General features: G+C 59.7%; 18 protein-coding genes. 3 read left to right on the top strand and 15 right to left on the bottom strand.

Features of this window, described 5'->3' with window-relative positions; all coding sequences use genetic code 11:
• Nucleotides 1-2 precede the first annotated feature (2 nt).
• The 3 genes from HDC32_RS10000 to HDC32_RS10010 form a co-directional block, all read right to left on the bottom strand.
• Nucleotides 3-590, bottom strand: coding sequence for an NTP transferase domain-containing protein (locus HDC32_RS10000; RefSeq protein ID WP_145338704.1), 588 nt, complete (start codon nucleotides 588-590; stop codon nucleotides 3-5).
• A complete protein-coding gene (locus HDC32_RS10005) occupies nucleotides 590-1,576 on the bottom strand; it encodes an XdhC family protein (protein WP_131697768.1) in 987 nt (328 codons plus the stop codon). Before HDC32_RS10005 ends, HDC32_RS10000 begins: the two co-directional genes overlap by 1 nt.
• Before the next feature lie 171 nt (nucleotides 1,577-1,747).
• Nucleotides 1,748-3,079, bottom strand: a complete 1,332-nt coding sequence (locus HDC32_RS10010) for a dicarboxylate/amino acid:cation symporter (protein WP_131697769.1) — start codon at nucleotides 3,077-3,079, stop codon at nucleotides 1,748-1,750.
• 339 nt (nucleotides 3,080-3,418) lie between these two features.
• On the opposite strand from HDC32_RS10010, the gene HDC32_RS10015 reads away from it, so the two are divergent.
• A complete protein-coding gene (locus tag HDC32_RS10015) occupies nucleotides 3,419-4,417 on the top strand; it encodes an AraC family transcriptional regulator (protein ID WP_184743738.1) in 999 nt (332 codons plus the stop codon).
• Nucleotides 4,418-4,555: 138 nt separating this feature from the next.
• Here the strand turns inward: HDC32_RS10015 and HDC32_RS10020 are convergent, their stop codons facing one another.
• Genes HDC32_RS10020 through HDC32_RS10030 form a run of 3 tightly spaced genes read right to left on the bottom strand, consistent with a single transcriptional unit; the run spans nucleotide 4,556 to nucleotide 6,903 of the window.
• Nucleotides 4,556-5,902, bottom strand: a complete 1,347-nt coding sequence (locus HDC32_RS10020; protein ID WP_131697771.1) for an ATP-binding protein — start codon at nucleotides 5,900-5,902, stop codon at nucleotides 4,556-4,558.
• On the bottom strand, nucleotides 5,899-6,576 hold the full coding sequence (locus tag HDC32_RS10025) for a response regulator (RefSeq protein ID WP_017138377.1): 678 nt from the start codon (nucleotides 6,574-6,576) through the stop codon (nucleotides 5,899-5,901). Before HDC32_RS10025 ends, HDC32_RS10020 begins: the two co-directional genes overlap by 4 nt.
• Nucleotides 6,577-6,594: 18 nt before the next feature.
• Complete coding sequence (locus tag HDC32_RS10030) at nucleotides 6,595-6,903, bottom strand: hypothetical protein (RefSeq protein WP_145338706.1); 309 nt, start codon at nucleotides 6,901-6,903, stop codon at nucleotides 6,595-6,597.
• A 137-nt stretch (nucleotides 6,904-7,040) separates the two neighbouring features.
• On the opposite strand from HDC32_RS10030, the gene HDC32_RS10035 reads away from it, so the two are divergent.
• On the top strand, nucleotides 7,041-7,757 hold the full coding sequence (locus HDC32_RS10035; protein WP_184743741.1) for a 4'-phosphopantetheinyl transferase: 717 nt from the start codon (nucleotides 7,041-7,043) through the stop codon (nucleotides 7,755-7,757).
• A gap of 10 nt (nucleotides 7,758-7,767) precedes the next feature.
• On the opposite strand, the gene HDC32_RS10040 is transcribed toward HDC32_RS10035, so the two are convergent.
• Nucleotides 7,768-9,378, bottom strand: coding sequence for an ATP-binding protein (locus HDC32_RS10040; protein ID WP_167656087.1), 1,611 nt, complete (start codon nucleotides 9,376-9,378; stop codon nucleotides 7,768-7,770).
• Nucleotides 9,375-10,100 (bottom strand): response regulator, encoded by a 726-nt coding sequence (locus HDC32_RS10045; RefSeq protein WP_184743744.1) that lies wholly within the window; start codon nucleotides 10,098-10,100, stop codon nucleotides 9,375-9,377. The genes HDC32_RS10040 and HDC32_RS10045 overlap by 4 nt, the downstream gene beginning before the upstream one ends.
• Nucleotides 10,101-10,836: 736 nt before the next feature.
• Here HDC32_RS10045 and HDC32_RS10050 point away from each other — a divergent pair.
• Nucleotides 10,837-13,731: a ribonucleoside-diphosphate reductase subunit alpha gene (locus HDC32_RS10050; protein WP_131697776.1), complete on the top strand. Its 2,895-nt coding sequence runs from the start codon at nucleotides 10,837-10,839 to the stop codon at nucleotides 13,729-13,731.
• Between the two features lie 109 nt (nucleotides 13,732-13,840).
• On the opposite strand, the gene HDC32_RS10055 is transcribed toward HDC32_RS10050, so the two are convergent.
• The 7 genes from HDC32_RS10055 to HDC32_RS10085 all read right to left on the bottom strand — a co-directional run bounded on the left by HDC32_RS10055 (nucleotide 13,841) and on the right by HDC32_RS10085 (nucleotide 20,138).
• Nucleotides 13,841-14,932 (bottom strand): hypothetical protein, encoded by a 1,092-nt coding sequence (locus HDC32_RS10055; protein ID WP_184743747.1) that lies wholly within the window; start codon nucleotides 14,930-14,932, stop codon nucleotides 13,841-13,843.
• Between the two features lie 166 nt (nucleotides 14,933-15,098).
• Nucleotides 15,099-16,412 carry a flagellar hook protein FlgE gene (flgE, locus tag HDC32_RS10060; RefSeq protein ID WP_131697778.1) on the bottom strand — a complete coding sequence of 438 codons (1,314 nt, stop codon included), beginning with the start codon at nucleotides 16,410-16,412 and terminating at the stop codon, nucleotides 15,099-15,101.
• A gap of 32 nt (nucleotides 16,413-16,444) precedes the next feature.
• Nucleotides 16,445-17,170, bottom strand: a complete 726-nt coding sequence (gene flgD, locus HDC32_RS10065; RefSeq protein WP_131697779.1) for a flagellar hook assembly protein FlgD — start codon at nucleotides 17,168-17,170, stop codon at nucleotides 16,445-16,447.
• Nucleotides 17,171-17,186: 16 nt separating this feature from the next.
• On the bottom strand, nucleotides 17,187-17,630 hold the full coding sequence (flgC, locus tag HDC32_RS10070) for a flagellar basal body rod protein FlgC (RefSeq protein WP_024076985.1): 444 nt from the start codon (nucleotides 17,628-17,630) through the stop codon (nucleotides 17,187-17,189).
• Nucleotides 17,631-17,633: 3 nt separating this feature from the next.
• Nucleotides 17,634-18,041, bottom strand: coding sequence for a flagellar basal body rod protein FlgB (flgB, locus tag HDC32_RS10075; protein WP_003175633.1), 408 nt, complete (start codon nucleotides 18,039-18,041; stop codon nucleotides 17,634-17,636).
• Nucleotides 18,042-18,334: 293 nt separating this feature from the next.
• Nucleotides 18,335-19,162 carry a protein-glutamate O-methyltransferase CheR gene (gene cheR / locus HDC32_RS10080; protein ID WP_090400438.1) on the bottom strand — a complete coding sequence of 276 codons (828 nt, stop codon included), beginning with the start codon at nucleotides 19,160-19,162 and terminating at the stop codon, nucleotides 18,335-18,337.
• 43 nt (nucleotides 19,163-19,205) lie between these two features.
• Nucleotides 19,206-20,138 (bottom strand): chemotaxis protein CheV, encoded by a 933-nt coding sequence (locus HDC32_RS10085; protein WP_032886773.1) that lies wholly within the window; start codon nucleotides 20,136-20,138, stop codon nucleotides 19,206-19,208.
• Nucleotides 20,139-20,215 lie beyond the last annotated feature (77 nt).

Genomic DNA, 20,215 nt, shown 5'->3' on the forward strand with positions numbered 1-20,215 from the left:
ATTTAGTCCGCGCTAAAACTCAACCGTTTCGGCAGATCTACATCCCACAGAACCCCCGCATCCTCCACCTGCACTTCCCGAACCCTGGCACGTGCGAACAATGGCTTGCCTCCACGATCACCGGTCAGCGCCATCAAGTCCGGACCCAAAGCGCGACCAAAGGCCACCGGATGCCCATATTCACCCGCCTGCACCGGCACGCTGATGCCATCCTCCTCCAGCACTTCAATCACTCGTTCAATGCTCGATGATTGGATAAACGGCATATCCCCCAAGACCACCAGCCAGCCATCCGCCGACGCACTGGCCGCGACGGCTGCGGCGATGCTTTCACCCATGCCGGCTGACTGCAGCAGCAAGACCTGGCAGCCGTACGCTTCGGCCAACCGAATGACCTCCGTGCGATCCGGCGAGGTCACCAGCCAGCGCGCCACCAGGCTATCCGGCAAATTCACCAATACCTGCTCGATCACCGGACGCATCACGCCATCACGGCCCACGCAATCGGCCAGCAACTTATCCTGGTCAGCCCCCGCCTCGGCTCGGAACCGGCTGCCCTGCCCCGCCGCCAAAACAATCGCCGTCAGCATTACTCAGCAACCACCGGGAGGGGCTTTTTCTGCATCGGCGCCACGCCGTTCTTGATAGCGACAATTTCCGCCATCAACGACAAGGCGATCTCCGCCGGCGTATGGCTACCGATATGCAGGCCAATCGGCCCATGTAAACGCGCAATCGCGTCCGTCGACAAACCCAACGCAGCCAGGTTCTCACGACGCTTCTGGCTATTGACCCGCGAACCCAGCGCGCCGATGTAGAAGGCACTGGAGTTCAGCGCCGTCAGCAACGCCATATCGTCAAGGCGCGGGTCATGAGTCAGGCAGACAATGGCCGTGCGCTCGTCGGTTTGGATATTCAGCACCGCCTCATCAGGCATACCCGGCACGAAGCGGCCGTGCTGCTCTTCCCAGCCGTAGACAAACTCGCTACGCGGATCGCATATCAGTACTTCGAAATCCAGCAGGCGCGCCATTTCCGCCACGTAGCGCGACAGTTGCCCGGCACCGATCAACAGCAGGCGCCAGCGCGGGCCATAGATAGCCCGCAGGCGTTCGCCATCGAAGGTGACCACATCGGTCTTGTTCGCACTGCTCAGGCTCACGCGGCCCGTCGCAAGGTCCAGTTCGCGCGCGACAATTTCATGGGCCTCACAGCGTGCGAGCAACTCCGTTACCCATGCCCAATCGTCCACACGCTCTTCGGTGAGGCGCAGCGTACCGCCACACGGCAAGCCAAAACGCGCCGCCTCATCGCGCGTCACACCGTAGGTCACCAACTGCACCGGTGGCCCGTCATGGGCCAGACGGCCATCCTGCAAACGGGCGATCAAGTCGTCCTCGATACAACCGCCGGATACCGACCCAATAACCACGCCGTCCCCACGCAAAGCCAACATGGCGCCCGGTGGACGCGGCGCGCTGCCCCACGTCTGCACAACGCTATACAACACCACTTGCTGCCCGGCGCGGCGCCATTCGAGCACGCTGCGCAGGACATTTAAATCAACGCTGTCCATAACTTCTCCTGCCAGTCTGCATTTGGAACGTGCCGCGTGGCGCGAATTTCATCGAGTCATTGACTGTAAGTCAAAATATTCCAAAAAAGTAATCCCACACAAACGCAAACGCCCCGAACCAGTCGGGGCGTTTGCGAATAGCTGTCAGCGTGGGTTCACGCCATCAGCGGCTTACTTGATCACCGGTGCAGGGCCTTCGGCCACGCCCAGGTCATCTTCTTCACGGGTGTCGGAGATACCGCGACCACCGGAAGCCAACTCGCTTTGCAGTTGGTCGGTGTCCAGTTCCTTGACCCACTTGGCCACAACGAGGGTGGCAACGGCGTTACCTACCAGGTTGGTCAGCGCACGGGCTTCGGACATGAAGCGGTCGATACCCAGGATCAGCGCCAGGCCGGCAACCGGCAGGTGGCCGACAGCCGACAGGGTGGCAGCCAGCACGATGAAGCCGCTACCAGTCACGCCAGCAGCGCCTTTGGAAGACAGCAGCAGCACCAGCAGCAGGGTGATCTGGTGGGTGATGTCCATGTGGGTGTCAGTCGCCTGAGCGATGAACACGGCAGCCATGGTCAGGTAGATCGAGGTACCGTCGAGGTTGAAGGAGTAGCCGGTCGGGATCACCAGGCCTACTACGGATTTCTTTGCACCCAGACGCTCCATCTTGATCAGCATGCGTGGCAGTGCGGACTCGGAGGAAGAAGTACCCAGTACGATCAACAGCTCTTCACGGATGTAGCGGATCAGTTTGATCACGCTGAAACCGTGAGCGCGGCAGATACCGCCCAGCACCACCAGCACGAACAGCAGGCAAGTGATGTAGAAGCAGATCATCAGCTGGCCCAACTGCACCAGGGAACCTACGCCGTAGGCACCGATGGTGAACGCCATGGCGCCCAGGGCACCGATTGGCGCGAGCTTCATGATCATGTTGATGATGTTGAACATCACGTGGGCGAAGCGATCGATGAAGTCCAGCACCGGCTTGCCGTAGGCACCCAGGCGATGCAGGGCGAAACCGAAGATCACCGAGAACATCAGCACTTGCAGGATGTCGCCGTTGGCGAAGGCGCCGACGATGGTGTTAGGAATCACATTAAGGATAAAGCCAACGATGCTCTGGTCTTTACCGGCAGTGACGTAGGCCGCGACTTTGGAAGCGTCCAGGGTCGCTACGTCGATGTGCATACCGGCGCCCGGTTGCACAACGTTCACCACAATCAGGCCGATCAGCAGTGCGATGGTGGAAACGATTTCGAAGTACAGCAGCGCATAGCCGCCGGTTTTGCCGACCGATTTCATGCTTTGCATGCCGGCGATGCCGCTGACAACGGTGCAGAAGATGATCGGGGCAATGACCATTTTGATCAGCTTGATGAAGCCGTCACCCAGTGGCTTGAGCGCCACACCGGTCTGCGGGTAGAAATGACCGAGCAAAATACCGATAACGATTGCAACGATCACCTGGAAATACAGGGATTTGTAGATTGGCTGACGAGTCGTCATTGCAAAATTCCTCAATCGTCCCGTGTGGCAAATATCCGCCATTGCCCACGACACTTGAATTGCGAACCCTCCTGCACTGGAGGGATTTGTTGTTTGCGAAGCCTGTAGGACCAGGCCTGCGCTGTAATCCTTATCGCAAACGCCGTGCCACTTTGCTGAAAATCCCTGAGGGCCTTAAGACATCAGGGCTGCGGATTTTAAAGCACCCACTAAAGTGCCGAATCAGCTGGCGGATTTCCGCCGCACCGCCCAATCCCGTCCTACAATTTGGCGGATATCCGCCTTGTCGCCCTGCCAGGTGATGACTACCATCCGCCATTCCATGGACGAGGGCCCCGCATGCGTGAACGTACCATCGCCAGTCATTACGCCCGGGCAGCCCTCGGCGGTGCGCGTCGAGCCGGTTACGACTATTCGGGCCTGTTGCAACAGCTGGGTATCACCCCGGAACTGTTGACCGAACCCCGCGCCCGCATTGCACCCGAGCAATTTACCCGGCTGCTGCAAATGCTCTGGCTGGCACTGGACGATGAATACCTGGGGTTCGCCGACGGGCCGAGCAAACGCGGCACCTTCGCCATGATGTGCCATGCGCTGATCCACTGCCGCACCCTGGAGAAGGCTCTGGAGCGCGGCTTGTTATTTTACAGCCTATTCCCACAAGGCCCGCGCTGGCATCTGACACGGGAAGGCGAAATGGCCCGTTTGATCCTGGATGATTCTCAACTGTGGGACCCGGATCACTTCCTCAGCGAATGCCTGCTGGTGATCTGGCACCGCCTGGGCAGTTGGCTGATCGGCCAGCGCATTCGTTTGCAACAGGCCACGTTCAGCTACCCGATGCCGACCCACGCCGCTGAATATGACCTGCTATTTCCCTGCGCCCAGGTGTTCGGTGCCCCGCACAGCAGCCTGGTGTTTCCCGCCCGCTACCTGAGCCTGCCGCTGTTGCAGGACGAGCGCACCCTCAAGCATTTCCTTGAGCGCTCCCCCGCCGACCTGCTGTCACGCCCGGATGAAGGAGACAGCTTGAGCAGCCAGTTACGCCGGTTGTTAAGCCGCGACCGCACGCCTTGGCCAGACCTGGAAGCCGTCGCTCGGCACTTGCACGTCAGCCCGCAAACCCTGCGTCGACATTTGCGCGAAGAAGGCACCAGCTTTCAGGCGCTCAAGGATGAATTGCGGCGGGACATCGCCATCTACCACCTGGGGCGGGCGGATCTGTCCTTGCAGGAGATCGCCGAGCAGCTGGGGTTCTCCGAACCGTCGGCGTTTCATCGGGCGTTCAAGAAGTGGACTGGGCTGACACCGGGAGACTATCGGGCGCAGGAGAGTTAGCGCTGCGTCGTTTGTGAGGGCCTCATCGGGGGCGAGCCCCCTCCCACCTTTGACTATGTTTACAAAGTTTGATGCGTGAATAAATTCAAACTGTGGGAGGGGGCTTGCCCCCGATAGGGCCAGCCCAGCCACCAAAGATCACACAGACGGAAAGTGAATCTTGAACGCCGCGCCACCCAGCGGTGAATCCCCCAGCGTCAGTCGCGCGCCGTAGCTTTCTATGATGTCCTTGACCACCGCCAACCCGATCCCCTGCCCCGGATGCTGACGGTCCAAGCGCTCGCCCCGTTGCAGAATCCGGGCACGCTGGTCCGGCGGCACTCCGGGGCCGTCGTCCTCGATGCACAACTCGATGCCTTCAGGATTTTCCACCAGGCTGATGCGCACTTCACTCAGGCACAGCCGATAGGCGTTTTCCAGCAGGTTGCCGAGCAATTCAAGCAGGGCGCCCTTCTCGATCGGTACATCGCATTCGTCCGGCAACTCAAAGGCCACCGTGACGGCCTTGTCGCGGTAGACCTTGCCCAGGGTATCGCAGAGGCTTTGCAACACCGGCTCCAGGCGCACCTGATGGCGCACCAGGCCGCTTTTGCGCAGGCTCGCACGCTGCAACTGGTAGCTGATCTGCTGGCTCATGCGCTCGATCTGGGATTGCAGCACCCAGGCCTGATCACGATCTTCCGGGCGTTGCGCCATGTCTTCGCTCACGCTTTGCAACACAGCGAGCGGCGTTTTCAGGCTGTGGGCCAGGTCATCGAGGGAATCTCGGTAACGCGTTCGCTGCTCGCGCTCGCTGTGCAGCAGGCGGTTAAGGGAGCCCGTGAGACGCAGCAATTCGCGAGGGTGTTGTTCGGAGAGGCTTTCGCGGGTACCGCCTTCGATCTGGTCAAGCTCCTGGCTCAACCGCCGCAGGGCTTGCAGGCCCCAGGTCAGGCCCAACCACAGCAAGGTCAGCAGTACCAGAAGTGCCGCGCCAAAGCCCAGGTAAAGGTTTTCGCGCAGGCCTTCGAGGGTCAATTGGTATTCGCGCACCGGTTGCAGGGCCACGATACTGAACGCCGCGCTCTTGCCGCCGAGCAGTTTGACCTCGACGTCGTAGACGAAGAACTCCTGGCCGTCAGCCTCGCGAATCCGCGCAAACTCGTTGCCGCGCCCGTCATAGCGCGGCTTATAGTTGATGTTTTCGTCCCGGGTTGCCCGCGAACGCCACACCAGGTGGCCTTCGCGGTCATAGATATAGCCGAGCAACCGGCTATCGGTGAGGTTGAAGCGTTCATCCGGCAACTGCGCCGGCATCTGCAGGCGATTGTTTTCCACCCGCGCGGCGGAGATCAGTGTGGTGACGTCCGACGCCAGGCGCTGCTCGATGGAATCCTGCAATGCCAGGCTGAACGCGCCCTGCATGGCGGGCAACAGGCCCAGCATAAACAGCACGGCCAGGGTGGCGGCCGCCAGCATCAAGCGCACACGTAGCGAGCGAATCAACGGCAGCGCTCATTGAACAGGTAGCCCAGGCCGCGCACGGTGTCGATCGGCTTGAACCCCGCAGGGCCTTCCAGCTTGCGGCGCAGGCGGCCGACCAGCACTTCAATCACATTCGGATCGCGCTCATCGTCGTCGGGGTAGAGCTGCTCCATCAGACGGTCCTTGGCGACGACCTGCTGGTGATGGCGCATCAGGTATTCGAGGATGCGATATTCATAGGCGGTCAATGCCAGGGGCTGTTCATCGAGGGACGCTTGCTTGCGATTGAGGTCCAGCAGCAAGGGCCCGGCGACGATGGTCGACTGGGTAAACCCGCTGGAGCGGCGCAGCAAGGCGTTCATCCGCGCCTCCAGCTCTTCGAACTGGAACGGCTTGACCACGTAGTCGTCGGCACCGGCGGCCAGGCCTTCGACCTTGTCCTGCCAGTTGCCGCGCGCGGTGAGGATCAGGATCGGAAAGGTCTTGGCCTGGCTGCGCAGTTGGCGGATCAGGTCCAGGCCGCCCATGCCAGGCAGGCCGAGGTCGATGATCGCCAGGTCATGGTTGAATTGACCGGTCTGGTACAGGGCCTCTTCGGCATTGGCCACGGCTTCGACCACGTGGCCGCTGTCGGTCAGGCGGGTAAATAGGTGATGACGCAGCAGCGCCTCATCTTCCACCACCAGCAATTTCATAAGGCTCTCCAAAGCAAATCAACTGTCCGACAGAGGGATATCATAGCGGCCCTGCAGGTCTTGCGGGCGCAGTTTAATGCCGTTGAACTGGCCGGTCAGGTGTTCATAGCCGGCGCGATAGCTCGGCTGCGGGGTGGCCTGGCCCAGAGACCGGCCCCAGGGCGCGGGCTGACTGCCGACGTCTTCGATACTGACACGCTGCATCACGATGCTGGATTTCTTGGTTTTCTCACGGCCGAATGCAGCAAAGGCACCCTCGGAGGCCTGAACCCCAGCGGTAGCACTGAGCATGGTTAACGCCAACATCAGCTTTTTGATCGCAGTCATGGTGTTACCTCATTACGCGTTTGGCTGTGAGGCCAGACTACGCAGGCGCCCCTGAACTCCCCCTGAACAGGCTCTGAACCTCACCTGAACCACGGCGGGCTATCCTCTTGTGCATCAACTCGGCAAAATACCGCCCCATGACGCCCCTACCCGCTTGCTGCACCCCACTCGACGCCCATTGGCCGCTGCCCGAACCCTTGCCGGGCACGGTGTTTCTCAGCACTCGGTTCGACCCCGCATTGCTGGCACCCGGCGACTTCCAGCACTGCGCCGTGCCGCCACCGGCAAGCATCCAGCGCTCGGTGGCCAAGCGTCAGGCCGAGTTTCTCGCCGGCCGCCTGTGCGCGCGCGCGGCCCTGCAACAGCTCGATCACATTAACTGCATCCCGGCGATCGGCGAAGACCGCGCACCGGTGTGGCCCGCCCATATCAGTGGCTCCATTACCCACAGCACCGGGCATGCTGCCGCGATTGTCGGGCACAAGGCGCAATGGCGCGGGCTGGGGATGGACCTGGAGAATGTACTGAGCCTGGAACGGGCAGAGCGCCTGGCCGGGGAGATTCTGACTGCGCAAGAACTGCAGCGTATGGCTGACCTGCCGCGAGAGCAGATCGCCTTGCTGGTGACGCTGACGTTTTCGGTCAAGGAGAGTTTGTTCAAGGCGCTCTACCCGATCGTGCAGAAGCGCTTCTATTTTGAGCATGCCGAGGTGCTGGAGTGGTCGGAGGCCGGGCATGTGCGCTTGCGCTTGCTCACCGACCTGTCCAGCGAGTGGTGCCACGGCAAGGCCCTTACCGCGCAGTTTGCGCTGAATGAGGGGCAGTTGTTGAGCCTGGTTGCCATCAGCGCTTGATACACCGCCATCAGAGTTTATCTTGATCCCGGGGCCAACTCAGGCTGAAGCACGCTCCGCCCAGGTTGTTGCTCTTGCTGATCAACGCCCGCCCGCCGTGCCAATAAATGATGCGCCGCACAATCGACAACCCCAGCCCGTGCCCGCCCGAGGCACGTGTGCGGCTGTCGTCCAGGCGCAGGAACGGGGTGAAAATACGCTCCCAGGCACTTTCCGGTACACCGGGTCCGTCGTCCTCCACATCAATGCGACAGCGCACCTGGCCCACCTGATAACTGATCAGCACCTGGCCCTGAGCGTGGCGCATGGCGTTGCTCACCAGGTTTTGCAGGGCGCGGTGCAAGTAGCGCGGCTCGGCATCGACCCAAGCGTCGTCCCAATGTGCCGACGACAGGCAAATACCCCTGGCCACGTTCACCTGCGGACGCAGTGGCGATAATTCGCCTATCACCTGGTCAAGCAGCGCATCGAGATCAACCCGTTGGAAAATCAACGCCGGCGCACCCTGCTCAAGCCTTGCGTAAGTGAGCATTTCATCCACCAGCCCATCGAGATCCTGGATATCACTGTCCATGCCTTCCAGGTACTTTCTCCGCGCTTCGGGCGTGGCAGCGTCGCCGATCATCTCCAGGCCGAAGCGCAGGCGTGCCACCGGTGTGCGCAGTTCATGGGACACCGCGCGCACCAGTTCGCGCTGGATTGCCAGCAGTTGCTGCAGGTGCTCGGCCATGCCATTAAAGGCCGCCGCCAGGCGCCCCACCGAGTCGGCACCCCGGGCTGGCACACGCACCTCGAGATTGCCTTTGGCGATGCGCGTGGCGGCGGCTTCCAGGCCTCGAAGCCTGCGTTCAAGCTGACGCACCAATAAATAGACAATCAGGCCGATCAGGGTCAGGCCGATCAAGGCGATCAGGACCAGCCATTGCGCCGGGTACGGACTCATCTGATACAGCGGGCCGAGCTCCAGCACCCAGGGTGTTCCGACCATACCGGCAAACACGCGGATCGAATCGCCGCCCTTGCCCAGGGCCATGACCGTATCGCCCTCCGATACGCGGCGGCGTTGGTCGTCGTCCATATCAGCCTGATCGAGGGTCATCAGGTGCATTTCGAAACCAAAGCCCTTGGCTTCCTTTATATCCGCCAGCCGTTGCGGCTGCTCGGCCACGGGGAATCGCACCAATTCGTCGGCCAGCAGGTAAATGGTCGCGCGGGCCAGTTGCTCGCTGATCTGCTGCACCTCTCCCGTAAGCACCCACTGTTCCTTATCGCTGACCAGGCGCAACACCCGGGCAGCGTGGGGGCCGGTCTGCTCCACCAACACCTGGCCGCGTTGCAGGCGCGTGCGCTGGCTGAGGTCCAACTGGGCATCGGTGAGGCTGCGTAATTCCAGGGGAATACCGAGCAAACGCTCCCACACCGCCAGGGCGCGCTGGCGCTCGATGGCGCTCATGGGCTGCAGGTTATCGCCCATCAAGGCAAAGGTGCCGTGGGCCAGGCGCTCGCGGTATTGGCCACTGCGCACCTCGTTGAGCAGGTGCAGGGCCAGCACGCCGAGCAGCGCCACCAGAATCAGCGCCGCGCACATGCCGCCATAGATACGCAGGAAGATCGAGTTCACAACGGCATATCGGCAGCGGCTTCAGGGACGAACAGATAGCCTTTGCTGCGGATGGTCTTGATCAGCCGTGGGTGGATCGGGTCATCGCCGATTTTCGGGCGAATCCGTGAGATGCGCACATCAATGGAGCGGTCCTGGCCGTCGTAGCCGATGCCGCGCAGGGCGATAAAGATTTCTTCGCGGGACAGGATCCGCCCGGCATTCGCCACCAGCAGCCACAGCAGGTCGAACTCGGCACTGGTCAACTCGATACCTTCACCCTGCAGCCAGGCTTCGCGCAGGGCGTTGTCCACCACCAGCGGGCCGAATTGCAGGCGCCGCTGGCTTTCCACGCTGGCGGGTTCCGCCGCCTCACTGCGGCGTAACAGGGCCTGGATACGCGCGAGCAACAGACGCGGGCGCACCGGTTTGCACACGTAGTCGTCGGCACCCATGTCCAGGCCGAGCACCTGGTCCATGTCGTCGGTGCGGGCGGTGAGCATCAGGATCACGCCGTCGTAGCGTTCGCGCACTTTGCGGCAAATGCTCAGGCCGTCTTCGCCGGGCAGCATCAGATCGAGGATCACCAGGTCCGGTTGCTCGGCGACGATCCGCGCCGCGGCGAGGGCGCCATCACCTTCCACGCAGACCCGCAGGCCGTTGCTCTCCAGGTAATCGCGGGTCAACTCGGCGAGTCGCTCGTCGTCCTCGACGATCAGGATTTGCCAGGCTTCTTGCTCCACGGGTGAACCTCGTTGTTATAAAGGGATGCGTTGGCCGAGCAGGCCACACCTTATTTGTAATGTTTTGAGGGCATAACAAAGGCCGATTGTAGCCATGGTCAAGCCCACTCGCACAAGCCGGGAAATCCATTCGGTGATCGCGCTTTTCTGTGATAGGGTTCGCGCCCTCAAAAATCCAACCGGCTGTTTTCAACTTGGAATATTCAGTGACAAACGGCCGAATCCAGCAGTGCTGCGGCCTACACGGGTGTTCCACGTTTCATACACATTTTACCCACAACGTTATCCACAGGCAGTACGTTGCTAAGCCCCCCAAAACGCATTATCTTGTAGCTCGGCGCTAAAAAAACCCTACATGTAGGGTTTTCAGCGAAAAGACCCAACACAAATCAGACAAGAAACTCAAGCCCTTTCTTGCTCCTGTTTGGTCTAATCCAAGCATTTTTTGAAAGCCCAAACCGCTCAAGCGGATGGCAGCCGTTTTCCAGCTCCAACAGCGGAAAACGGTACGGGTGTTGCAGTGCTTGAACCTGGCAACTGTCACCCACCAGAAATACGGCCAAGGGCGTTTGAGCCCCGAACCGAAGACTTCGGCATGGAAGCGGCGCGATCAGCTCCCTTCCTCCTGTCCCGAAGTTGTTATGCCAGGCCCAGGCCTGCTGTAAGTGCTTCAGGACGGAACGGTGGGCACCGTGATGGTGCCCAAATAAATATAGAAATGTGGAGACAACCCCCCATGCAAACCGACACAACTCGCGAGAACCCGCAAGGCTCCGTGCCGCAGGCCGCTGATTCGAATATGGATCTGTCCGCCACTGCACCTGGCCAATTGCGCGTGATCAAGCGTAACGGCACTGTCGTTCCTTACACCGATGACAAAATCACCGTCGCTATCACCAAAGCGTTTCTTGCAGTTGAAGGCGGCACCGCTGCTGCCTCGTCGCGCATCCACGACACCGTTGCCCGCCTGACCGAACAGGTCACCGCGACCTTCAAGCGTCGCATGCCGTCGGGCGGCACCATCCACATCGAAGAAATCCAGGACCAGGTCGAACTGGCCCTGATGCGTGCCGGCGAGCAGAAAGTGGCCCGCGACTACGTGATCTACCGCGATTCGCGCGCCAAGGAACGTGCCGTCCGCACCCCGGCCGAAGAAGCCGCCGTGCAAGCGCACCCCTCGATCCGCATCACCCTGGCCGACGGCAGCTTTGCCCCGTTGGACCTGGGCCGCCTGAACACCATCATCACCGAGGCCTGCGAAGGCCTGGAAGAAGTCGACGGTGACCTGATCCAGCGCGAAACCCTGAAGAACCTGTACGACGGCGTGGCCCTGACCGACGTCAACACCGCCCTGGTGATGACCGCCCGTACCCTGGTTGAACGCGAGCCGAACTACTCGTTCGTGACCGCGCGCCTGCTGATGGACACCCTGCGTGCCGAAGGTCTGGGCTTCCTGGGCGTGGCCGACAGCGCCACCCACCACGAAATGGCCGACCTGTACGCCAAGGCGCTGCCTGCCTATATCGCCAAGGGTATCGAATTCGAATTGCTGAACCCGGTCCTGGCCACCTTCGACCTGGAAAAACTCGGAAAGGCGATCAACCACGAGCGCGACCAGCAGTTCACCTACCTGGGCCTGCAAACCCTGTACGACCGTTACTTCATCCACAAGGACGGTATCCGCTTCGAACTGCCGCAAGTGTTCTTCATGCGCGTGGCCATGGGCCTGGCGATCGAAGAGAAGCACAAAGAAGACCGTGCAATCGAGTTCTACAACCTGCTGTCGTCCTTCGACTACATGTCGTCCACACCGACCCTGTTCAACGCCGGCACCCTGCGTCCACAGCTGTCGAGCTGCTACCTGACCACCGTGCCGGATGACCTGTCGGGCATCTACCACGCGATCCACGACAACGCCATGTTGTCCAAATTCGCCGGTGGCCTGGGCAACGACTGGACACCAGTGCGTGCACTGGGTTCGTACATCAAGGGCACCAACGGCAAGTCCCAGGGCGTTGTACCGTTCCTGAAAGTCGTGAACGACACCGCCGTAGCGGTCAACCAGGGCGGCAAGCGCAAAGGCGCAGTGTGTGCCTACCTGGAAACCTGGCACATGGACATTGAAGAGTTCATCGAGCTGCGCAAGAACACCGGTGATGACCGTCGTCGTACCCACGACATGAACACCGCCAACTGGATCCCTGACCTGTTCATGAAGCGCGTCTTCGATGACGGCAAGTGGACCCTGTTCTCGCCATCCGAAGTGCCGGACCTGCACGACCTGACCGGCAAGGCCTTCGAAGAGCGCTACGAGTACTACGAAGCCCTCACCGAGTACCCTGGCAAGGTCAAGCTGTTCAAGACCATCCAGGCCAAAGACCTGTGGCGCAAGATGCTGTCCATGCTGTTTGAAACCGGCCACCCATGGCTGACCTTCAAGGACCCATGCAACCTGCGCAGCCCGCAGCAGCACGTGGGCGTGGTCCACAGCTCGAACCTGTGCACCGAGATCACCTTGAACACCAACAAGGACGAGATCGCCGTTTGCAACCTGGGCTCGATCAACCTGCCGAACCACATCGTCAACGGCAAGCTGGACACCGCCAAGCTGGAGCGCACCGTCAACACCGCCGTACGCATGCTCGATAACGTTATCGACATCAACTACTACTCGGTGCCACAGGCGCAGAACTCCAACTTCAAGCACCGTCCGGTCGGCCTCGGCATCATGGGCTTCCAGGACGCGTTGTACCTGCAGCACATTCCTTACGGTTCGGATGCGGCGGTCGAGTTCGCCGACAAGTCCATGGAAGCGGTCAGCTACTACGCGATCCAGGCTTCCTGCGACCTGGCCGACGAGCGCGGCGCCTACGAGACGTTCCAGGGCTCGCTGTGGTCCAAGGGCATCCTGCCGCTGGATTCGCAACAGATCCTGATCGAGCAGCGTGGCCAGAAGTACATCGACGTTGACCTGAACGAATCCCTGGACTGGGCACCGGTACGTGCCCGTGTGCAGAAAGGCATTCGTAACTCCAACATCATGGCCATCGCACCGACCGCGACCATCGCCAACATCACTGGCGTATCGCAGTCGATCGAACCGACCTACCAGAACCTGTATGTGAAATCGAACCTGTCGGGCGAATTCACCGTGATCAACCCGTACCTGGTCCGCGACCTGAAAGCCCGCGGCCTGTGGGACTCGGTCATGATCAACGACCTGAAGTACTACGACGGTTCCGTGCAGCAGATCGAGCGCATCCCGCAGGAACTCAAAGAGCTCTACGCGACGGCGTTCGAAGTGGACACCAAGTGGATCGTCGACGCCGCCAGCCGACGCCAGAAGTGGATCGACCAGGCTCAGTCGCTGAACCTGTACATCGCCGGCGCATCGGGCAAGAAGCTCGACGTGACCTACCGCATGGCCTGGTACCGTGGCCTGAAAACCACTTACTACCTCCGTGCCCTGGCCGCGACCAGCACCGAGAAATCGACCATCAACACCGGTAAGCTGAACGCTGTTTCCAGCGGCAACCATGGTGATGATTCGGTGCTCGCCGCACCGGCCGGCCCGGCCCCCGTGCCAAAGGCCTGCGCGATCGACGAGCCGGATTGCGAAGCTTGCCAGTAAGCTGAGGCACTTTCAGGTTTAACTATCTGAAACAGCCAGCCCCCTGTAAGTCCAGGACTTCAACCAGGCTTACAGAGGGCTTTTTTTTGCAAAAAATCTCTCTTCTTACTTACGCATATCCCCGCTTAAAGCCCCAGGCAATCAAATTGGGATCAGTGCGTGTATCGCGGAATCTCGTACCCCATCGATCCTCACTACGGCCCATTACCGCCACCGAATGTGTCGAGTTGTCCAAGGTACCGGGCCTGCCACTGGCCAATTCAGAAGGACTGACTCTCTCAACAAGATTTTTATAGCCCAACCGATCAAAAGTCTCCTTAGCCCACTCCCCATCATTGATGCTGTCAATGGCTTCGCTGAAACTTCTCCCGGAAACCCCATCGTTACGCTGGTTCATTGCCTGAACGTTGTTCACGGCCAACATAAGATTCATAAACCCAAGCAACTTGGGATCCTGTCCCCATAGTTGAGCCTTTGCTGCTGACTCACGGTACTGCGCTTGTGTAACCCGGACATGCTTGCCGTCTTTGAGGGTTACATCATAATTGCCCGCCGAATCGCGCTTGATATCTTTAAACACACCCGCCGGCCCATACTGCGCAATCATCGCCTTACAGGCCGAGATAGCTCCGCAATTGCCTGCTTGCCCCTGATAAGCACCGGAAAAAAGATCTTTCGGCATTTCACCAGGTTTGTAGCTACCCGGCTCGAAATTGGTTTGATGAGTTCCCGCCGTGACCGGCAAGTTACCCATCCTCTCTCCTAACGCTAAGCCCCCACGGTCTACCCCCCCGCCCTCGTAGCGACCGCGTCCACCACCGCCACCACCTGAACCACCGACACCTCCCCCGCGACCTGCCTGCGATTCAGCATCAGTAGATACGTCATCTGGAAACAGCTCAGGAAACAGTGCCTTCATAAACTCAAGCCAACTGTTAGGCACGTCTTTCTTTAGCTGCTCAATAATCTCCTTGAACTTCTCCTCCCCCAACTTCTTGCGCAAATCATTCAGCTTGTCACGCAAGTCTTGAACAGTTTGGTTCTTGGAGGTTTTCTGAGCCTCCTCCAGTTCCTTGAGTAGTTTTAAAACGGCGTCCTTATCTTTAGTTATGCTGTCTTGGGTTTCCTCGGTGCGCGGTGCACCCGTTCCACCATGCCAATACACCTGATCCCTGTTGCCCGATATCAATCCGCCCCACATAGCCGTCGCCCTTTACAGACCTATGGCCCAATGGGTGGAGCAAAAGGTGTAGGCAGTTCCATCAAAACGTGCGACTTCTTGAGCAGGCAGCCCCTCCAAAAAATCAATGCAAAAAAAAACCCCTCGGCCGAGGGGTTCTTTCTTTTTGGGGGTCAGACCAACAGCATCAGGTCATCTGAATGATGGTCTGCATGATGGTGCTCTGGGTGGAGATGGTCTTGGCGTTCGCCTGGTAGTTGCTCTGGGCCTTGATCAGGTCCACCAGCTCGTTGGTCAGATTGACGTTGGAGTTCTCCAGGGAGTTGGCCACGATCGAACCCAGGGTACCGGATTGCGGAGTATCGTAACCTGGCTGGCCCGAGGCGAAGGTCTCTCTCCAGGTGGTGCCGCCGGCTGGCTGCAGGCCCTGCTCGTTGTTGAAGCTGGCCAGGGAGATCTGGCCGATGGCCTTGCTCTGCTGGTTGCTGAACGTGGCGAACATTACGCCATTGCCATCGATTTTCAGGCCGGTGATCTGGCCGGTGGCGTAGCCATCGGTGATCGGAGGGTTACGGTAGCTGGCCGAGTTGTGCTGGGTGATGTTGGCCATGTTGATGGCGATTCCCGCTGGGTTCGCCGTCGCACCGTTTGCCGTCCAAACACCATCGGTCACTGTACCGGGGACCCAGCCGGTAATGGTCAGGGTGTTATTGGCCACACCGCCCGTCGTGACACTGGTGAGCGTGCCCGAACCGTCAAAGGCCAGCGTCGACGGTACCGGTGGGGTGGCCGGGGTGCCGCCCGTCGGCGGCGAACCGTCTGGGTTACGGCCATCAATCAGGGTGTAGGCGTTCCACTTGTTGCCGTCTGTTTTCACCAGGTATTGCACCATCGGGTGTGCGTTGCCTTGGGCATCGTACAAGGTGGTGCTGTACTGGGTGGTGAAGGTACTGGTGTCCGTCGGGTCGAATGGCTTGAGCGTCTGGTTGATCACCGGTTCCGAGGAGTTCAGGTTACTGGTGGAGTCCACCTTGGTAGACGCCTTCGGCGGCAGGTTCGACAGGTTCAATTGCAGGTCGGTCAGACCGCCCTTGATGATTTTGCCCTCATCGTCCGCCGCGTAGCCTTGCAAGCGCGAGGTACCGGTATTGTTAGTGATATAGCCGTCTTTATCGGCACGGAAAGCACCGCTGCGGGTGTACTCCAGCGAGCCGTCGCTACCTTTCTGCACGAAGAAGCCGCCGCCCTGGATCGCCATGTCCAGGATGCCGCCACTGCCGTTGACGTCGCCCTGGGTGAACTGTTGGGACACCGCTGCCAGGTTCACACCGTTGCCGATGCTGTTCTGGCCGGTGCCCAGTTTGGACGCGGCGTAGATATCCGCGAATTCCGCACGGGACGACTTGAAGCCAGTGGTCGCGACGTTGGCGATGTTGTTGCCGGTCACGTCCAGTTGTTTGTTGGCCGCATAGAGGCCGCTAAGGCCGATGTTAAAAGACATGTTTCTCTCCCTCTGCCGTATATTAGCCGGCTCTATGTACCGATAGTCTGAATTTGCGACAGCTTGACGCTGCCCATGCCACCTGCAAGGTTCAGCAGCATTTCGCCGCCGGTCTTGCTCAACGTCACGCTGGTCACCGTTGCCGGCAACGAAGTCGCCATGGCCACCGATTCGCCCTTGTCGTTCTTGGTCGTCGCCGCAAAGGTGTAGGTGCCGGCTGGGGCGACCTCACCGTTGTCGCTCTTGCCATCCCAGATGAAGTCGGAGTTACCCGCACTCTGGGCACCCATATCTATGGTGCGGACCACATTGCCGTCTTTGTCAGTGATCTTGATGGCAACGTTGCCCGTCGCCGCAGTCACCGCCACCGAACCGGTCATGCTCTTGCTCGTGTCCACCAAGGCCTTGTTGGTCTGGGTGATGATCGAACGTCCTACCAGAGACGATGCCTGCAGCGCTTGCGACGAGCTGAAATTACTGGAGATCGCATTCACCGAGTCGTTCAGGGTGTTGATGCCTTCCAGGCTGCTGAATTGCGCCAGCTGAGCCACGAACGCGCCGTTGTCCTGAGGCGACAGCGGGTCCTGGTTTTTCAGTTGGGTCACCAGCAGTTGCAGGAACGCGTCCTTGCCCAGGGACTGGCTGCCCGTCGCGGTCTTGGTAGCGTCGGCGACGGTGGTGTTGTCTGTAGCGGTCTTGACCTTGGAGTTAAAAAGGTCCTGGACTGCCGAATTGGTCGTGGTATCAACGATGGCCATTATTTGGCGCCCCTTATCACTGACCCAGGGTCAGGACCTTCTGCATCATGGTTTTGGCGGTGTTCATCATTTCCGCGTTGGTCTGGAACGAGCGGCTGGCGGAAATCATGTCTGCCATTTCCTCGACCACGTTGACGTTGGGGTAATAGACATAACCCTTTTCGTTCGCGGCAGGATGGTTCGGCTCGTAACGGGCCTCGAGGTTGCTCTGGTCTTCGACCACACCGAGCACCTGCACGCCCTGGCCGGCGGCATCCTGGTTCTGGAACAGCGAATCGCTGCCACCGCTCTGGCCGCCCTGGAACATGGTGGCGAACACCGGGTGACGGGCGCGGTAGGTCTGGTCGATGCTCGAAGACACGGTCTCGGCGTTGGCGATGTTACTGGCGACGGTGTTCAAGCGCGTGGTCTGCGCGCTCATGCCACTGCCGGCAATATTGAAAACACTGGACAGGGACATGGCTTACTCTCCACGCAGGGCTGACATCAGCCCTTTGAATTTACTGTTGAGCAGGGTAAAGCTGGCCTGAAAGTTCACCGAGTTCTCGGCGTAGGCCGATTGCTCCAGCTGGGCGTCGACGGTGTTCTGGTCGATCGACGGCTGCATCGGCGTGCGATACAGCAGCGACTCGTCCCCACTGCTCAGGCCTTGCGCTTCGATATGACGGCTATTGGTCATGTTCAAGGCGAAGGTGCCGTTCTTGGTCTTGTCCTGCTGTGCGGCGAGCACGGCGGAGAAGTCCAGGTCCCGAGCCTTGTAGTTCGGGGTGTCGGCGTTGGCAATGTTGTTGGCCAGGACTTCGGCACGCTGGGCGCGGAAGCCCAGGGCTTGTTCGTGGATACCGAGCGCTTTATCGAAGCTGATGCTCATGGCGGAAACCTTTAGGCTGACCTGCTGTTCGTTAACAGGGTTATAGCAAGGCGCATGCCAATATCTGAAAACACAGTAAATCAAGGGGTTGCGCGGAGCTTGCCGGGCGGCAATGCCAGAAAAGCGGCAATGGGCTTCCGCGTGGCGCCAGTAAAGCGGCAATGGGGTTTGCCGCTTTCTTCAACTTTGTCGCAGAAACAAATGTGGGAGGGGGCTTGCCCCGATAGCGGTTGATCAGTTGATGTCTCTATCACTGATACACCACTATCGGGGGCAAGCCCCCTCCCACATTATCATTTGGCCTGGTAGATGATCCCAGGGCTGCACTGCACCATCTGGAAATGATCCGGCAGGCCATTGAGCGCCTCGGATGCACCGAGGAATAGGTAACCGCCACGCTTGAGGGTGCCGTGGATGCGCAACAGGATGTCTTTCTTCACCTCGGCCGAGAAGTAGATCAGCACATTGCGGCAGAACACCATGTCGAACTTGCCCAGGCTGGCGTAGCTGTCGAGCAGGTTGAACGAGCGAAACTCCACGCGACTCTTGATCGGCGCTTTGACCGCCCATCGCCCCGCCCCTTTCGGGTCGAAGTAACGTTGCAGGCGTTCCTGGGACAAACCACGGCCCAGGGCCAGGCTGTCGTACTCGCCGGTCTTGCAGTTGGTGAGCATGGTGCCTGACAGGTCGGTGGCGACGATTTGCGCCCCGGCTTTAAGCTGGCCCATGTTGGTCCGCTCGAACTCATCGATGGACATCGAAATCGAGTACGGTTCCTGTCCTGAGGAGCAGGCGGCCGACCAGATACGCAGGCGCTGGCCCGGGCTGGCCTTGATGGCCTCCGGCAGCACTTTGCTCTTGAGCACTTCAAAGGGGTAGGTGTCGCGAAACCACAGGGTTTCGTTGGTGGTCATGGCATCGACCACCATCTCCTTGAGGCCACTGCGCGGCTGCCCCTGGATCCGTTGAACCAACTCGCCCAGGGACTTGATGCCCTGCTGCTCCATCAGTTTGTTAAGACGGCTGGATACCAGGTATTGCTTGTTTTCACCGAGCAATATGCCACAGGCTTTTTCCAGGAAGACCCGGAACTGTTCAAAATCCAAATTACCCGTAGACACTGATACCGCCTCTAAAATCGTATGACCGCCAGGGGACAAATCCCTAGCTGTGATCTGCTGCCTTGATCCGGTCGACTACCCGGGATGCCAGGTCATCAGGACGGAATTTGGCCAGGAAGTCATCGGCACCGACTTTCTTGACCATCGCCTGATTGAATACGCCCGACAACGAAGTATGCAGGATGATGTGCAGCTTTTGCATGCGTGGATCGCTGCGTATCTCAGCCGTAAGGGTGTAACCGTCCATTTCCGGCATCTCGATGTCAGAGATCATCATCAAGAATTCTTCTTCCGGCTTCTTGCCCTCGTCCACCAGCTTGCGCAGGTAATCCAGCGCCTGGCGACCATCATTGAGCGCCACAACCTCCACGCCGACGGTTTGCAGGCAGCGGGTCACCTGTTTGCGCGCCACTGAGGAGTCATCCACCGTGAGCACACGCAGCGAGACGGCCTTGTGCGCCGTTTCGGCGTCCACCACACCCACGGAAATCGATTCCGAGGTGGGTGCGACTTCGGCGAGGATCTTCTCCACGTCGATGATTTCCACCAACTGGTTATCAACCCGCGTTACCGCCGTGAGGTAGTGATCGCGGCCAGTGCCCTTGGGCGGCGGATGGATCTCTTCCCAGTTCATATTGACGATGCGTTCCACCGAGCGCACCAAGAAACCCTGGGTCTTGGTGTTGTACTCGGTAATGATCACGAATGGGTTCTCGCGATCCTGCAGGCCAGCCGAACCGGTGGCCAGGGCCAGGTCAAGAATCGGGATAGTCGCACCACGAATATTCGCCACACCGCACACCACCGGACTGGACTTGGGCATGATCGTCAGCTTGGGACATTGCAGCACTTCCCGCACCTTAAATACGTTGATGCCATACAGCTGCTTGCCATCCAGACGAAAAAGCAGCAACTCCAGGCGATTCTGCCCTACCAGCTGTGTGCGCTGGTTTACTGAATCCATTACTCCTGCCATGCCATGACTCCTACGCTAAAACTTTTGGCTATACCTACAAGGGCGGCGCGCCCCCAACACTAAACGGCACGAGCTTT

Source organism: Pseudomonas sp. JAI120 (assembly GCF_014207255.1).
Taxonomy (GTDB): domain Bacteria; phylum Pseudomonadota; class Gammaproteobacteria; order Pseudomonadales; family Pseudomonadaceae; genus Aquipseudomonas.

Coding starts and splice junctions, on each gene's coding strand:
- HDC32_RS10035 (WP_184743741.1), top strand. CDS start 7,041: ATGACGCCCCTACCCGCTTGCTGCACCCCACTCGACGCCCATTGGCCG.
- HDC32_RS10055 (WP_184743747.1), bottom strand. CDS start 14,932: ATGTGGGGCGGATTGATATCGGGCAACAGGGATCAGGTGTATTGGCAT.
- HDC32_RS10000 (WP_145338704.1), bottom strand. CDS start 590: ATGCTGACGGCGATTGTTTTGGCGGCGGGGCAGGGCAGCCGGTTCCGA.
- HDC32_RS10085 (WP_032886773.1), bottom strand. CDS start 20,138: ATGGCAGGAGTAATGGATTCAGTAAACCAGCGCACACAGCTGGTAGGG.
- flgD (WP_131697779.1), bottom strand. CDS start 17,170: ATGGCCATCGTTGATACCACGACCAATTCGGCAGTCCAGGACCTTTTT.
- flgE (WP_131697778.1), bottom strand. CDS start 16,412: ATGTCTTTTAACATCGGCCTTAGCGGCCTCTATGCGGCCAACAAACAA.
- HDC32_RS10015 (WP_184743738.1), top strand. CDS start 3,419: ATGCGTGAACGTACCATCGCCAGTCATTACGCCCGGGCAGCCCTCGGC.
- flgB (WP_003175633.1), bottom strand. CDS start 18,041: ATGAGCATCAGCTTCGATAAAGCGCTCGGTATCCACGAACAAGCCCTG.
- HDC32_RS10005 (WP_131697768.1), bottom strand. CDS start 1,576: ATGGACAGCGTTGATTTAAATGTCCTGCGCAGCGTGCTCGAATGGCGC.
- HDC32_RS10025 (WP_017138377.1), bottom strand. CDS start 6,576: ATGAAATTGCTGGTGGTGGAAGATGAGGCGCTGCTGCGTCATCACCTA.
- flgC (WP_024076985.1), bottom strand. CDS start 17,630: ATGTCCCTGTCCAGTGTTTTCAATATTGCCGGCAGTGGCATGAGCGCG.
- HDC32_RS10010 (WP_131697769.1), bottom strand. CDS start 3,079: ATGACGACTCGTCAGCCAATCTACAAATCCCTGTATTTCCAGGTGATC.
- HDC32_RS10030 (WP_145338706.1), bottom strand. CDS start 6,903: ATGACTGCGATCAAAAAGCTGATGTTGGCGTTAACCATGCTCAGTGCT.
- HDC32_RS10050 (WP_131697776.1), top strand. CDS start 10,837: ATGCAAACCGACACAACTCGCGAGAACCCGCAAGGCTCCGTGCCGCAG.